17 protein-coding genes are annotated in these 12820 nt (G+C 70.4%); 6 read left to right on the top strand and 11 right to left on the bottom strand.

Annotation, left to right across the window (positions count from 1 at the left end):
• Nucleotides 1–93: 93 nt before the first annotated feature.
• The 3 genes from ACUP6Y_RS19385 (at nt 94) to ACUP6Y_RS19375 (ending at nt 1952) form a co-directional block, all read left to right on the top strand.
• Entirely contained in the window at nt 94–321 is a 228-nt protein-coding gene (locus ACUP6Y_RS19385) for a transposase (RefSeq protein WP_462552496.1), read from the top strand.
• Nucleotides 322–386: 65 nt separating this feature from the next.
• A protein-coding gene (locus tag ACUP6Y_RS19380) for an IS3 family transposase (RefSeq protein ID WP_462556739.1) occupies nt 387–1558 on the top strand; the annotation gives its coding sequence in 2 pieces (ribosomal slippage) (nt 387–639 and nt 639–1558; 1173 coding nt in all).
• Between the two features lie 55 nt (nt 1559–1613).
• A complete protein-coding gene (locus tag ACUP6Y_RS19375) occupies nt 1614–1952 on the top strand; it encodes a hypothetical protein (RefSeq protein ID WP_462552495.1) in 339 nt (112 codons plus the stop codon).
• A gap of 41 nt (nt 1953–1993) precedes the next feature.
• Here the strand turns inward: ACUP6Y_RS19375 and ACUP6Y_RS19370 are convergent, their stop codons facing one another.
• On the bottom strand, nt 1994–2899 hold the full coding sequence (locus ACUP6Y_RS19370; RefSeq protein WP_462552494.1) for an alpha/beta fold hydrolase: 906 nt from the start codon (nt 2897–2899) through the stop codon (nt 1994–1996).
• A gap of 57 nt (nt 2900–2956) precedes the next feature.
• On the opposite strand from ACUP6Y_RS19370, the gene ACUP6Y_RS19365 reads away from it, so the two are divergent.
• Complete coding sequence (locus ACUP6Y_RS19365) at nt 2957–3787, top strand: esterase/lipase family protein (RefSeq protein ID WP_462552493.1); 831 nt, start codon at nt 2957–2959, stop codon at nt 3785–3787.
• Between the two features lie 44 nt (nt 3788–3831).
• On the opposite strand, the gene ACUP6Y_RS19360 is transcribed toward ACUP6Y_RS19365, so the two are convergent.
• Nucleotides 3832–4563 carry a DUF981 family protein gene (locus ACUP6Y_RS19360; protein ID WP_462552492.1) on the bottom strand — a complete coding sequence of 244 codons (732 nt, stop codon included), beginning with the start codon at nt 4561–4563 and terminating at the stop codon, nt 3832–3834.
• Nucleotides 4564–4661: 98 nt separating this feature from the next.
• Here ACUP6Y_RS19360 and ACUP6Y_RS19355 point away from each other — a divergent pair, with 98 nt between their 5' ends.
• Nucleotides 4662–5270 carry a TetR/AcrR family transcriptional regulator gene (locus tag ACUP6Y_RS19355; protein ID WP_462552491.1) on the top strand — a complete coding sequence of 203 codons (609 nt, stop codon included), beginning with the start codon at nt 4662–4664 and terminating at the stop codon, nt 5268–5270.
• A 25-nt stretch (nt 5271–5295) separates the two neighbouring features.
• Here the strand turns inward: ACUP6Y_RS19355 and glpX are convergent, their stop codons facing one another.
• The 5 genes from glpX to ACUP6Y_RS19330 are packed head-to-tail and all read right to left on the bottom strand — an operon-like array spanning nt 5296 to nt 9382.
• Nucleotides 5296–6309: a class II fructose-bisphosphatase gene (gene glpX / locus ACUP6Y_RS19350; protein ID WP_462552490.1), complete on the bottom strand. Its 1014-nt coding sequence runs from the start codon at nt 6307–6309 to the stop codon at nt 5296–5298.
• A 25-nt stretch (nt 6310–6334) separates the two neighbouring features.
• Nucleotides 6335–7375: a sulfate/molybdate ABC transporter ATP-binding protein gene (locus ACUP6Y_RS19345; protein WP_462552489.1), complete on the bottom strand. Its 1041-nt coding sequence runs from the start codon at nt 7373–7375 to the stop codon at nt 6335–6337.
• Nucleotides 7372–8157 carry an ABC transporter permease gene (locus ACUP6Y_RS19340; RefSeq protein WP_462552488.1) on the bottom strand — a complete coding sequence of 262 codons (786 nt, stop codon included), beginning with the start codon at nt 8155–8157 and terminating at the stop codon, nt 7372–7374. Before ACUP6Y_RS19340 ends, ACUP6Y_RS19345 begins: the two co-directional genes overlap by 4 nt.
• Before the next feature lie 18 nt (nt 8158–8175).
• Nucleotides 8176–8961, bottom strand: coding sequence for a molybdate ABC transporter substrate-binding protein (gene modA / locus ACUP6Y_RS19335; RefSeq protein ID WP_462552487.1), 786 nt, complete (start codon nt 8959–8961; stop codon nt 8176–8178).
• 10 nt (nt 8962–8971) lie between these two features.
• On the bottom strand, nt 8972–9382 hold the full coding sequence (locus tag ACUP6Y_RS19330) for a TOBE domain-containing protein (protein WP_462552486.1): 411 nt from the start codon (nt 9380–9382) through the stop codon (nt 8972–8974).
• A gap of 184 nt (nt 9383–9566) precedes the next feature.
• On the opposite strand from ACUP6Y_RS19330, the gene ACUP6Y_RS19325 reads away from it, so the two are divergent.
• Nucleotides 9567–10403, top strand: a complete 837-nt coding sequence (locus tag ACUP6Y_RS19325; RefSeq protein WP_462552485.1) for an SDR family NAD(P)-dependent oxidoreductase — start codon at nt 9567–9569, stop codon at nt 10401–10403.
• A gap of 94 nt (nt 10404–10497) precedes the next feature.
• Here the strand turns inward: ACUP6Y_RS19325 and ACUP6Y_RS19320 are convergent, their stop codons facing one another.
• The 4 genes from ACUP6Y_RS19320 to ACUP6Y_RS19305 form a co-directional block, all read right to left on the bottom strand.
• The gene (locus tag ACUP6Y_RS19320) at nt 10498–11715 is read right to left on the bottom strand and encodes an acetyl-CoA C-acetyltransferase (RefSeq protein WP_462552484.1); all 1218 of its coding nucleotides are present in this window, start codon (nt 11713–11715) and stop codon (nt 10498–10500) included.
• A 58-nt stretch (nt 11716–11773) separates the two neighbouring features.
• On the bottom strand, nt 11774–12265 hold the full coding sequence (locus tag ACUP6Y_RS19315) for a MaoC family dehydratase (RefSeq protein WP_462552483.1): 492 nt from the start codon (nt 12263–12265) through the stop codon (nt 11774–11776).
• A 70-nt stretch (nt 12266–12335) separates the two neighbouring features.
• The gene (locus tag ACUP6Y_RS19310) at nt 12336–12464 is read right to left on the bottom strand and encodes an SDR family oxidoreductase (protein WP_462556772.1); all 129 of its coding nucleotides are present in this window, start codon (nt 12462–12464) and stop codon (nt 12336–12338) included.
• Nucleotides 12461–12802, bottom strand: coding sequence for a hypothetical protein (locus ACUP6Y_RS19305; protein ID WP_462556836.1), 342 nt, complete (start codon nt 12800–12802; stop codon nt 12461–12463). Before ACUP6Y_RS19305 ends, ACUP6Y_RS19310 begins: the two co-directional genes overlap by 4 nt.
• Nucleotides 12803–12820 lie beyond the last annotated feature (18 nt).

The following is a 12820-nucleotide window of genomic DNA, read 5'->3' as shown; positions in this document are numbered from 1 at the left end:
CGTAATCAAACCCTGTGTCCAAGATCCGGGGGTAGGGCCCACCGTCTGGGCGACGGGTCCTACCTGTCGCGGATCGGTCCGGTCCAAGTCCGCGTGATCGATGCAACGATCACGATCACCACTCCCGCAGGCCAGCGCGAGGCGTCCTACCGGCTGATCACCACCGTCATCGATCAGTCCTGCAGGGCCGAGGAGATCGTGCGGCTCTACCACCAGCGGTGGGAGATCGAGACCACCTACTGCGAACTCAAGTCCACCATCCTGGGCGGGCGAGTGCTCCGCGCCCGCACCCCGACCGGTATCGAGCAAGAGGTCTACTGACACGCTCCGCGCTTCTCGGACAGTTGGCCCCAAGATAGAATTCTTGGGATTGACTGAAAGGCAATATTCCGTTGGCTGCGAAGAAGTATTCTCAGGAGTTCAAGGACGCGTGTGTCCAGGAAGTGATCAGGACTTCACAGCCGATCGCTGTGGTGGCCCGCGAGAACGGGGTTGTCGAGCAGACGCTGCGTAACTGGGTGAACGCGTACAAGAAGGCGCATCCAGTTCCGGAGGCGGAGTTGTCGGTTTCGGAGCGTGCCCGTTTGAAGGCGCTCGAGGCCGAGGTGCGTGAGTTGCGCGCTGAGAACGAGTTCTTGGGAAAAGCAACGGCCTTCTTCGCGAAGAAGCACCGGTGAGCGTGAAGTACGCGTTCATCGAATCCGAAGAGGGCAACTATCCGCTGATCTCGATGTGCCGCTGGGCGGGTGTGTCCCGATCGGGGTACCACTCGTGGAAGACCAGGCCGCCGTCGGCGCGGGCGGTGCGAAGGGCCGAGCTTGCCGTGCTGGTCCGGTTCTCGTTCACCGAGTCTGATGAGACCTACGGCTACCGACGGGTCCATGCCGACCTGCTGCGGTGGGGTCACGACGTTGATGACGAGACAGTCCGTTCGATCATGCGCGAGCTCGGTCTGGTGGCCTGCCAGCCCCGTCCATGGCGTCCGGTCACGACGATTGCCGGCGACGCCGGCGAGACTCCCGACCTCGTCCGACGCGACTTCACCGCTGCGGCGCCAGCTTCCAAGCTCGTCGGCGACATCACCTACATCCGCACCTGGCAGGGATGGTTGTACCTGGCGACCGTGCTGGACTGCTTCACCAAGAAGGTCGTGGGCTACGCGATGGCCGACCACATGCGCACCGAGTTGGTCACCGCCGCGTTGGATATGGCTGCACGCAATGGTCATATCCGTCCCGGAATTACCATCATGCACACCGATCGCGGCACTCAATACACGTCGGACGAATACGCGAAACACGCCACACGGCTCGGGATATTGCGGTCCGTTGGGCGCACCGGGATCTGTTATGACAATGCTTGGGCGGAATCGTTCAACTCGACCCTGAAGAACGAGCGAGTTCACCGGACCTCGTACCCCACTCGCGATGCTGCTCGGTTTGACATTACCCGCTATATCGAACTACGGTATAACGCCAGAAGGCTTCACTCTGCGGTCGGTTACCGCACCCCGAACGAGGTCGAAGAAGCTTGGTACGCAGCGCATAGCGCCGCGTAATCAACCACCGAAATTCACTGTCCGAATTTCGCGGGGCGGCTCATACGCACTGTTGGTGGCCTACCAGGCCATCAGGATCGCGATCGCTGACACCGCGATCGCCCGCCCCGAGCTCGACCCTGACCGGGCCAGCTTCACCGTGGCGTTCAACGCCGCACGTGACCAGATCATCAAAGCGGCCGGGATCATCGCCGGCGCTGTCACCGACATCGTCGGCGCCATCGGACGCCAGATCCTGGCCGACCTTCTGCCCCAACGCCGAGCCCGTACCGCCCCACGGGTGGTGAAACGAGCGATCTCAAACTACGCCCCACACACCGCCAGCGGACGGCTCCGCGGCCCCAGCCACCACACCGACACCAGAATCAACATCCTCACCGGCGCGCCACCGTGACAACCACCATGTCGGCTTAAGTTGACGGCATTGCGGCTAGGCTAGCGGCGTACGGCGCTCGCGCGGTCCGCGTTGCGGCGGATCGCGGTCGTGAACGTCGAGAACAGGGGGACGGGCAGGTCGTGCCCCCAGCCCTGGACGAAGGTCACCCGAGCACCCGGTATCGCGGCCGCGGTGGCGCGCCCGCCGGAGATGTGGACCATCCGGTCGGCGAGCCCGTGCATGACCAGCGTCGGCGCGGTGACGGTGCCCAGCGCGTGGGTCCGGTCGGGCTGGGTGAGCACGGCCATCATCTGGCGCAGCACGCCCGCGCGCGTGACGCCGCGGTCCCAGGTCTCGCCGGCGCGCTCGCGCAGTCTCTCGTCGGTCTGCGGGAAGCGCGGCGAGCCGATGATCCGCCAGACCGCCAGGCTGCCGCGGATGTAGTCGTCGCGGGTCGGTCCCCGTCCGGCGACCAGGGTGGGCAGCAGGCTGGGGTGCTGGCGGCCGACCGTGCGCCGGCCGGTGGTCGACATGATGCTGCTCAGGCTGCGCACCCGCTCGGGCTCCGCGAGCGCCATGGTCTGCGCGATCATGCCGCCCATCGACACGCCGGCGACGTGCGCCGTGTCGAGGCCGAGGTGGTCGAGCAGGCCGAAGGCGTCCTCGGCCAGGTCGGCGATGGAGTACGGCGCCCGCGTGGGCGCCCCCACGAACGCGCGGAGCAGGTCGCCGCGTCGTACCCGACCGGTCGAGCGGGTCGAGCGGCCGGTGTCGCGGTTGTCGTACCTGATGACGTAGAAGCCGGCGTCGGCCAGCTGGGCGCACAGCTCGGCGTCCCACCACGTCATCGGGCCGCCGAGGCCCATCACCAGGAGCAGCGGCTCGGCCCCCGGATCGCCGAAGGTCTGGTAGCAGAGCTCGATCTCGGCGGACACGGGGGCGAGCAGCTCGTCAGAGGCGGACATGACAACAGTTTGACAACGTGCGGGTAGTTGTCCATTCAACTGGGTAACGTGGGTGACGTGAGCACCACGTTGGCACCCTGGCTGCTGCCCGACGGCTACGGCCGTCCGGCGCTGGCCGCGCTGCTGCGCGAGGGCAGTGTGGTGACCGAGGCGGGGCGCCTGGCGGCACGTCGTGGCGCGGCCCGACGCGTGTGGCGTCGTACGCCGCTCGCGGGTCGGTCCCCGGTCCGCGAGGCCGAGCCGGTGCTGCTCATCCCCGGCTTCCTCGCCGGCGACTGGACCCTCACCGCGATGGCAGCCGAGCTGCGCGGCCGCGGCCTGCGCACCTACCGCTCCCACATCCACGCCAACGTGGGCTGCACCGTCGGCTCGGCCCTCGCGCTCGAGACGCGGCTGGAGCAGATCGCCGAGCGGCGCGACGCCCGGGTCCGGATCGTCGGGCACAGCCTCGGCGGGATGATCGCCCGCGGCCTCGCCGCCCGCCGCCCCGACCTGGTGGCCGGGATCGTCACCATGGGCAGCCCGATGCGCGCCCCCGCCGCCCACCACGCCCTGCTGACCCGTGGGGTGCGCGTCCTCAACCGGCTCTCCGACGCCGGCCTCCCGGGCTTGATGAGCGAGGACTGCGTGGCCGGCGAGTGCGCCCACCTCAGCTTCACCGAGTCGCAGCAGCCGCTGCGCGCCGACGTGGCGATGACCAACATCTACTCCCGTCGTGACGGGATCGTCGACTGGCGGGCCTGCATCGACCCCGCCGGCGAGGCGGTCGAGGTGCGGGCCTCGCACATCGGGATGGCGGTCGACCCGCGGGTGATCGACGTGGTGGCCCGCGCGCTGGAGGTTCCGGACGTGCGTCGTACCGGACAATATGGTCGCGATTCGGCCTGATCGACGACCGTTTCGTCCGGTACGACGGGGGCCCCGGCCAAGGGTCACATCGTGTTGACGATGAGCCCGATGTGGGTGAAGAAGTTCATCGCGCCGAACAGCAGGAACAGCACGCCCGACACGCCCCAGAGCCAGCCGGTGATCCGGGCCCAGGCGCCCGCCGTGCCGGTGCTGCGCAGGCGGTTGACCAGGACGGCGAAGGCGAGGGCGCCGAGGCCGACGATGCCGATCAGGCCCGACATGAAGATCGCCTCGACCAGCGGGTAGTCCGCGAACTCGCCGGAGATGGGCTCCTGCGGGGGCGCGGCGAACAACTGGTACTTGATGCCGGCGACGGCGATCGCAAGCAGGCTGAGGCCGAGACCGCCGATGAAGACGGTGATCGGCTGGGCGACGCGGGCGAACGCCTCGACCGGCCTGCTGGCGGCGAGGGCGACCGCGCCGCGCTTCCACAGGTAGAGAGCCGCGGCGAGCAGGAGCACGCCGAAGCCCAGGCTGGTCTCGCCGAAGATGATGTTGTCGAACGGGAAGCCCCCGGCCGCCAGCGGCCAGGTCAGTGTCATGTGCAGGCCGGTCGTGGTGAGGACCGCGCCGAGGACGCCGAAGGTCAGCGCCCAGCCGTCGGGCTCGACCTCCTCGGGGGCGCGGAGGAGCTCGCGGCCGAGCAGGACGAGGCTGATCAGTCCGGCGCCGACGGCGACGGCCATGATCGTGTTGTAGGTGGGCATGTTCGCCCAGTCGATCTTCAGGCCCTCTTGGGCCACAAGGCTGCTCATCGTGTGTACCTCTGTTGAACCGTGGGACCGGATCTCGGCCCTCGATCGACAGAACCTATACGCGCGTATAGATATTCCCGAGTGCGTACCCTGAGTCCGTGCCCGCCTCCTCCCGCCGCCCCGTCCAGGAGCGCAGCGCCCAGCGCACGCGGGCGATGACCCAGGCTGCCGCCCGGCTGCTGATCGAGGAGGGCCCGGACGCCGTCACCCACCGCCGGGTCGCGGCGGCAGCCGGCGTGCCGTCCGGGTCGGCGGGCTACTACTTCGCCACCCGCCAGGAGCTGTACGCCGCCGCGGTCACCGCCGCCGAGGTGATCCGGACGACCGCCGCCGCCGCGCGTGCCCGCAGGATCACGCGCCGCGGCCGTTCAGCCCGGCACACCGCGGAGCTGCTGCTCGAGGTCCTCTACGCCCCCGCGCTCGACTCCGCCGTCGTCACCCGTCGCCTCCAGCCCATGCTGGCCGCCACCGCCGACCCCGAGCTGCGCCCGATCATGGCCGCCTCCCGCCCCGCTCTCCTCGAGGCGCTGCGAGAGACGCTGGAGCGGTGCGGCTGGGCGGCGGTCGCGGCGAGCCCGGACTTCGACCTCGTGGTCCGGATGCTCGACGCGGCGCTGCTGTACGGCGCGGCGGTGGGGGATGAGGACCCGATCGCCGACGCTGTGGGGGATGTCGCGAGGTTGTTGGAGCTGGTGCGGGGCGGGTGACGGGACCGGACCCGCGCGTGGAAGGTCAGTCGAAGTCGATGGCCGAGAAGCCGCGCAGCTTGGACAGCTGGTGCTCGGAGGTGATCGTGCGGATCGTGCCGCTGCGCGAGCGCATGACCAGCGACTGGGTGACCGCGCCGCCGCCCCGGTAGCGCACGCCGCGAACCAGCTCGCCGTCGGTGATGCCGGTGGCGACGAAGAAGCAGTCGTCGCCGGTGACCAGGGTGTCGGTGGTGAGGATGTGGTCGGGGTCCAGGTCGTGGCCGGCGTCGATGGCGCGCTGGCGCTCCTCGTCGTCGGTGGGCCACAGCCGGCCCTGGATGGTGCCGCCCATGGCCTTCATGGCGCAGGCGGCGATGATGCCCTCGGGCGTGCCGCCGATGCCGAGCAGCAGGTCGATGCCGGTGTCGGGGCGGGCGGCCATGATCGCGCCGGCGACGTCGCCGTCGGTGATGAACTTGATCCGCGCGCCGGTGGCGCGGATCTCCTCGACCAGGGTCGCGTGACGCGGCCGGTCGAGGAGGACGACGGTGACGTCGGAGGGGTTGGAGCCCTTGGCCTTGGCGACCTGGTGGATGTTCTCGGCGACGGGGTAGCGGATGTCGACGACGTCGGCGGCCTCGGCGCCGGTGACCAGCTTCTCCATGTAGAACACGGCGGAGGGGTCGTACATGGTGCCGCGCGGGGCGACGGCCAGGACGGCGACCGCGTTGGCCATGCCCTTGGCGGTCAGGGTGGTGCCGTCGATCGGGTCGACGGCGACGTCGCACTCGGGGCCGGTGCCGTCGCCGACGTTCTCGCCGTTGTACAGCATGGGGGCGTTGTCCTTCTCGCCCTCGCCGATGACGACGGTGCCGTTCATGCTGACGCTGGAGATCATCACGCGCATCGCCTGGACGGCGACGCCGTCGGCGCCGTTCTTGTCGCCGCGGCCGACCCAGCGCCCGGCTGCCATGGCGGCCGCCTCGGTGACCCGCACCAGCTCGAGAGCGAGGTTGCGGTCGGGGGCGGGCGGCTCCACGGCGAGGGCTTCGTTCATAGGGCGAACCTTATCGGTCGCGGACTCACCGGGCGTACACGTCGACCTCGGTGGCCTTGACGACGAAGGCCACCGAGGCACCCGGCGCCAGGCCGAGCTCGGCGACGGACGCGACGGTCACGTCGGCCGTCAGGTCCCCCGCCCGGACCCGGACCAGGTCCCCGAGCGGCTCCAGCTCGGTGACCACGACAGGCAGCGCGTTGCGCGGGCTTCCGCCCGGCGGCTCCCGGTGGACCGCCACCGCGGAGGGGCGGAAGACGGCGACCGCGTCGGTGCCGGGAACGGGCGGGGGAGCGCCGGGCGTGCCGTGGAGGAGGAGCCCGTCGGGGCGTCGTACGCCGTCGGGGGTGGCGATGCCGGCGACCAGGTTGAGCCCCGCGAACCGGGCGGCGAAGGCGCTGCGGGGCCGGGAGAGCACCTCGGCGGTCGGGCCCTGCTCGACCACCCGCCCGTCGTCGAGTACGACGACCCGATCGGCGAGCAGCAGCGCGTCGAGGACGTGGTGGGTCACGATCACGGTGGTGCGCTCGGCGAGCACCCGGCGGAACAGGGTGCGCAGCGCGGGCGCGACCGCCACGTCGAGGGCGGCCATCGGCTCGTCGAGCAGCAGCAGCAGCGGCTCGGCGGCGAGCGCCCGGGCGACGGCGACCCGCTGGGCCTGGCCACCGGAGAGCTGGGCCGGGCGCCGCTCGGCGAGCTCGGCGGCGTCGACCTCGGCCAGCCAGTGTGCCGCGGCCGCGCGGGCGGCGCGGCGACCGGCGCCGGTGCTGCGGGGGCCGAAGGCGACGTTCTCGCGGACCGAGAGGTGCGGGAAGAGCAGGGGCTCCTGCGCGAGGAGGGCGGTACGTCGCGCGTGCGGCGCGACCCAGCGCCCGGGGCCGGTCAGCTCCTCGCCGTCGAGCACCACCCGGCCGCCGTCGGGGCGCAGCAGCCCGCCGAGCACCGCGAGCGTGGTGGACTTCCCGGCGCCGTTGGGCCCCAGCAGGGCCACGGTCTCGCCGTCGGCCACCTCGAAGGCGACGTCGACGCCGCGCTCGGCGACGACGACCTCGACCCGCGCGCTCACAGCGCGCCCCGCGGCCGGACCAGGCCGATGACGAGCACGGCGACCACGACCAGGACCAGCGACATCGCGACCGCGGCGTCGGCGTCGGTGACGCGGAGGTTGTAGATCAGCAGCGGCAGGGTTCGCGTGGTGCCCTCGAGACTGCCCGCGAAGGTGATCGTCGCGCCGAACTCCCCGAGCGAGCGGGCGAACGCCAGCACCGCGCCGGACGCGAGCCCGGGCAGCACGAGCGGCAGGGTGACCCGGCGCAGCACCGTGGTCGGCCGGGCGCCGAGGGAGGCCGCCACGACGTCGTACCGCTCCCCGGCGGTGCGCAGCGCACCCTCCAGGCTGACGACCAGGAACGGCAGCGACACGAACGTCTGGGCCAGCACCACGGCGATCGAGGTGAACGCGATCCGGATCCCGAGCGCCTCGAGCTCGCCGCCGAGCAGGCCCTGGCGGCCGAACGCCGAGAGCAGCGCGATGCCGCCGACGACGGGCGGCAGCACGAGCGGCAGCAGCACCAGGGAGCGGACCAGGCCCAGCCAGCGCGCCTCGCTGCGCGCCAGCACGGTCGCGAGCGGTACGCCGAGCAGCAGGCAGAGCAGCGTGCTCGCGGTCGACGTCTTGAGACTGAGCACCAGCGCGGAGCGGGCGGCCTCGGAGGTGACCAGCGAGGGGAAGTCGCCCCAGGCGATCCGGGTCGTCATCGCGGCGACCGGGAGCACCACGAACACGCCGGCCAGCAGCGCGGGCCCGAAGAGCCAGCGCGGCAGGCCGACGTGCCGGGTGTGCGTCATGCGGCGAAGCCTAGGGACTCAGGAGGTGGGTGCTCCGAACCCCGCGTCCTTCAGCACCGTCTGGCCCTCGCCGAGGACCAGGTCGATCCACTGCTGGGCGAGGTCGGCGTGCTTCGAGCCCTCGACCGCGACGATCGGGTAGCGGTTGACGACGCCGGCCGCCTCCGGGAACTCGATGCCCTCGAGGTCGTCACCGGCGGCGGAGACGTCGGTGACGTAGACCAGACCGGCGTCGGCCTCGCCGTCCTCGACCTTGGTCAGCACGCCGGACACGGACTCCTCCTCGCTGACCGGCGTGAAGGTCAGGCCGGCGGCGTCGGCGACCTTGAGCGCGGCGCTGCCGCACGGGACCTCCGGCTGGCACAGCACCAGCTTGACATCCGACTTCGCGAGGTCGGCGAGGCTGGTGATCCCCGCCGGGTTGCCCGGGGGCACGGCGATCATCAAGGTGTTGGTCGCGAACTCGCTCGGGTCGCCGTCGGCCAGCTTCGCGGCGACCAGCTTGTCCATGTTGGCGGTGTCGGCCGACGCGAACACGTCGGCGTCGGCGCCCTCGGTGATCTGGGCGACCAGGTCGGAGGAGCCGCCGAAGGACAGCTTCACGTCGACGTCCGGGTGGGCGTCCTCGAACTGGTCCTCGAGCTGCTCGAAGGTCTTCGTGAGCGACGCGGCGGCGAAGACGGTCAGGGTCTGCTCGCCCTTGCCCGCGTCGTCACCGTCGCCGTCGTCGCCGCACGCGGCGAGGGGGAGGGCGAGCAGGACGGCGGCACTGGTCGCGCCGAGACGGCGCCAGGTCTTGTTCATCACGATTGCCTCAGGACTTCCTCGGGACGGGTCGTTCGACGACGACATTGGTGGACTTGACCGACGCGATCGCGCGGGTGCCGGGCGCCAGGCCGAGCTCGGCCGCGGCTTCCGCGCTCATGAGGGACACCACCCGGTAGGGCCCGCAGACCATCTCCACCTGGGCCATCACCGTGTCGGCGAGGACCCTGGTGACGATGCCGCTCATCCGGTTGCGGGCGCTGACGTCGCCGGCCCGGGTGCGGTCCCGGTCGGCCTCGTCGACCAGCGACGCCGCCAGCGCGGCGAGGTCGGCTCCGGGGATCACGGTGCGGCCGTCGACGGTGCTGCTCGGCACCCGCCCCGCGTCGATCCACCGGCGCACGGTGTCGGTCGAGACGCCGAGCAACTCGGCGGCCTCGGAGACGCGGTAGTCGGTCATGGTGCCCCCACTGTCGCATCTGCGGCAAGAAGATGCACATGCGGGCCGCAGATGCGGGAGTCGCGTGGGAGTGGCCGCCGTGACGACCGAGCCGTCGACGGGCCGGCCCTAGTCATCTGGCAGGCGCACAGGCTACTATTCATGCATATCATTGCCAATGAATGGCTCAGCGAGGAGCTGCGACATGACGACTCACCCAGAACACATTCCGTTGCGGCCGTCTTTCGACCGTGCGGTGGTGACAGGTGGCGGGTCTGGATTCGGGCGAGCGGTCGCGCTGGCCCTTGCAGCGAGCGGCGTGGACGTGGCGGTCATGGGTCGTACGGCCAGCAAGCTCGAAGAGACGGCCGAGCGTGCAGCGGACCTGCCGGGGTCCATTCTGCCCGTCCCTTGCGACATACGCGATGCGGGTCACGTGGATGCAGCCTTTGATCGGGTCGAAGCCAACGGCGGACCTGCTCAGCTGCTTTACCACAGCGCGGCCTCGTTGCATGTTGCCTTCGCCATCGACATCACGCCGTCCGACTTCGCCGGGCTCATCCAGGGATCGTTGACGGGTGCCTTTCACGTCATCCGCCGTTGGGCGCTCCCGCTGGTCGAGCGCGGGCTGCCGGGTGCCGGTGTGGCGGTCACCAGCTGCCGCGGCGGGCGTGAGACCCCTGGAATCGCCCATTCGGCAGCGGCCAAGAGTGGACTCGAGGCATTCGTCCGGACGGTGGCGCGCGAGTGGGGGCAGTACGGGATCCGGATGAACGCGGTCGGTCCTGGTCCCTTCCTGACGGAAGGTTTGGCGCCGACCCTGGGGACCAACACGATGGTCGACCGCGTGGCAGAGGCGACGGCACTCGGGCGGTTCGGAGAAGTTGAGGAGGTGGTCGGCCCTTCAGTCTTCCTGCTCAGTGACGCCGCGTCCTATGTCACCGGAGAGGTGATCGTCGTGGACGGTGGTCGACGACTGACCCCGATGGACTACTTTCGCAACGGCGATCAGCTGCAGGGTGACTGGACCCACCTCAACTGACCGACCTGAGTCGTCGCCCCTGGGAGGGGACGGTTCGTCCGTGCTCTCCCCGGGCCGATGTGGTCCATGTCAGAACGTCAGGCGTAGGTCAGATTCAGCTGATGCGTTCGAGGATCATGGCCATGCCTTGGCCGCCGCCGACGCACATGGTGATCAGGCCGGTGGTCTTGTCGTGCCATTGCAGGGAGTTGATCAGGGTGTTCTGGAGGCGAGCGCCGGTCATGCCGAAGGGGTGGCCGACGGCGATGGCGCCGCCGTTGACGTTGAGCTTCTCGATGGGGATGCCGAGGTCCTCGGCCGAGGGCAGCACCTGGGCGGCGAAGGCCTCGTTGATCTCGGCGAGGTCGATGTCGTCGATGGTCATGTTGGCGTTGCGCAGGGCGTTGCGGGTCGCCTCGACCGGGCCGAGGCCCATGATCTCGGGGGAGAGGCCGGAGACGCCGGTGGAGACGATCCGGGCGAGTGGGGTCAGGCCGAGCTCGGCGGCCTTGGTGTCGGACATGATGACGACCGCGGCGGCGCCGTCGTTGAGGGCGCAGCAGTTGCCGGCGGTGACGACGCCGCCTGGCCGGAAGACAGGCTGGAGTTGGGCAAGGGCGTCGTAGGTGACGCCGGCGCGGGGGCCGTCGTCCTTGGACACGACGGTGCCGTCCGGGAGGGTCACCGGGGTGATCTCGCGTTCCCAGAAGCCGTCGTTGATGGCTTTCTCGGCGAGGTTCTGGGAGCGGGCGCCGAAGGCGTCGAGGTCTTCTCGCCTGAGGCCGCGGATGGTGGCGACGTTCTCGGCGGTCTGGCCCATCGCGATGTAGACATCGGGAAGCAGGCCGTCGGTGCGGGGGTCGTGCCACCGTACGCCGCCGCCCGCGGCCGCCGCCGTGCGCTCGGCAGCGGCCCCGAACAAGGGGTTCTGGGTGTCGGGCAGGTGGTCCGAGGTGCCCTTGGCGAAGCGGGAGACGGTCTCGACGCCGGCGGAGATGAAGACGTCGCCCTCGGCGGCCTTGATGGCGTGGAAGGCCATCCGGGAGGTCTGCACCGAGGAGGCGCAGTAGCGCGTGACCGTGGCGCCTGGCACCGTGTCGAGACCTAGGAGCACGGTGACGTTGCGGGCCATGTTGCTGCCCGACTCGCCGCCCGGCAGGCCGCAGCCGAGGTAGAAGTCGTCGACCTCGGTGCGGTCCAGGGCCGGGATCCTGTCGAGCGCCGCGGCGACGATCGTCGCGGTCAGGTCGTCGGGACGAAGGTCCTTGAGCGAGCCCTTGTTGGCGCGGCCGATCGGCGAGCGGGCGGTGGACACGATGACGGCTTCGGGCACGGTGGCTCCTCGGGGGCGATGCGGTTGATGAGTGGTGGATGAAGCGGTACGACGGACGTCAGTCGCCGTGGGTCGCGGGTGAGGTGTCCTTTGTCGGGGCCGCATAGCTGAGGTACAGCGACTCGCCCACCATCGCCGGCCGCTCCTGCCCGTCGATCTCGATCCGCAGCCCGACGCGGTAGAGCAGGCCGCCGTCGGGACGCCTCTCGGCCGACACCACGGATGCCGTGAGCCGGATCCGTGACCCGACCGGCACGACCGAGGTGAACCGGACCTTGTCGAGGCCGTAGTTGAGGCCCTGGACCTGGTCGACGACGGTCACCATCTGCGTGAACAGGTAGGGAACCAGGGACAGCGTGAGATAGCCGTGGGCGACCGTGCCGCCGAACGGCCCGGCGGCCGCGCGCTCCTCGTCGACGTGGATCCACTGGTGGTCGCCGGTCGCGTCGGCGAAGGTCTGCACGCGGGGCTGGTCGACCTCGAACCAGGGGGAGGTCCCCAGGTCGAGGTCCTTCGCCTCGGCCAGCTCGGCCACGGTCAGCTCGATCATCGGGGTCCTCTCCCGGTCGTGAGTCGTCCGTGACGGAGTTGTCGCGGACGGTGGGGGATGCGTCGCCGGCTCAGCCGAGCTTGGCGCCGCCGTCGACGTACAGCGTCTGTCCGGTGATGTACGACGTCTCGTCGCTGCAGAGGAAGGCCGCCGCCGCGGCGATGTGCCGCGGCGATGTGCCGCGCGCGGTCCTGCTCAGCGGTTCTGCTGTACCCGCAGGGTCGTGTGGACGCCGGCGGAGAGAAGCCGCTGGATCGTGCGCGCGTCGACCGGCAACGGCGAGCCGCCGCCGGCGGGGAGGATCTTGAAATGCACCTCGTCGGGCGTCACGGTGCAGATCGAGGCGAACACGCGCGAGCCGATCTCGAACGACGCCGCGGAGTCGATGGCGGCAGGATCCAGCGGCAGGGACACCGTCCGGGTGGTGTGGTCGGGGCACTCGACGATGAGTGTCGCGACGCGGTCACCCACCTCCATCTCCAGCACGCGGTTGGTCGGAGGCAGATCGAGGGGCGTCGGGCCGGTCGAGGTCATCATGGGTAGGTCCTTCGTGAT

It is taken from the genome of Nocardioides sp. S5-5, assembly GCF_054954065.1.
This window is presented reverse-complemented; position numbering and strand designations above follow the sequence as displayed.

What these genes read in the sequence shown, in the direction of transcription:
- ACUP6Y_RS19315 (WP_462552483.1), bottom strand. Translation starts at nt 12,265, where the DNA reads ATGATCGAGCTGACCGTGGCCGAGCTGGCCGAGGCGAAGGACCTCGAC.
- glpX (WP_462552490.1), bottom strand. Translation starts at nt 6,309, where the DNA reads ATGAACGAAGCCCTCGCCGTGGAGCCGCCCGCCCCCGACCGCAACCTC.
- ACUP6Y_RS19330 (WP_462552486.1), bottom strand. Translation starts at nt 9,382, where the DNA reads ATGACCGACTACCGCGTCTCCGAGGCCGCCGAGTTGCTCGGCGTCTCG.
- modA (WP_462552487.1), bottom strand. Translation starts at nt 8,961, where the DNA reads ATGAACAAGACCTGGCGCCGTCTCGGCGCGACCAGTGCCGCCGTCCTG.
- ACUP6Y_RS19305 (WP_462556836.1), bottom strand. Translation starts at nt 12,802, where the DNA reads ATGATGACCTCGACCGGCCCGACGCCCCTCGATCTGCCTCCGACCAAC.
- ACUP6Y_RS19340 (WP_462552488.1), bottom strand. Translation starts at nt 8,157, where the DNA reads ATGACGCACACCCGGCACGTCGGCCTGCCGCGCTGGCTCTTCGGGCCC.
- ACUP6Y_RS19370 (WP_462552494.1), bottom strand. Translation starts at nt 2,899, where the DNA reads ATGTCCGCCTCTGACGAGCTGCTCGCCCCCGTGTCCGCCGAGATCGAG.
- ACUP6Y_RS19325 (WP_462552485.1), top strand. Translation starts at nt 9,567, where the DNA reads ATGACGACTCACCCAGAACACATTCCGTTGCGGCCGTCTTTCGACCGT.
- ACUP6Y_RS19360 (WP_462552492.1), bottom strand. Translation starts at nt 4,563, where the DNA reads ATGAGCAGCCTTGTGGCCCAAGAGGGCCTGAAGATCGACTGGGCGAAC.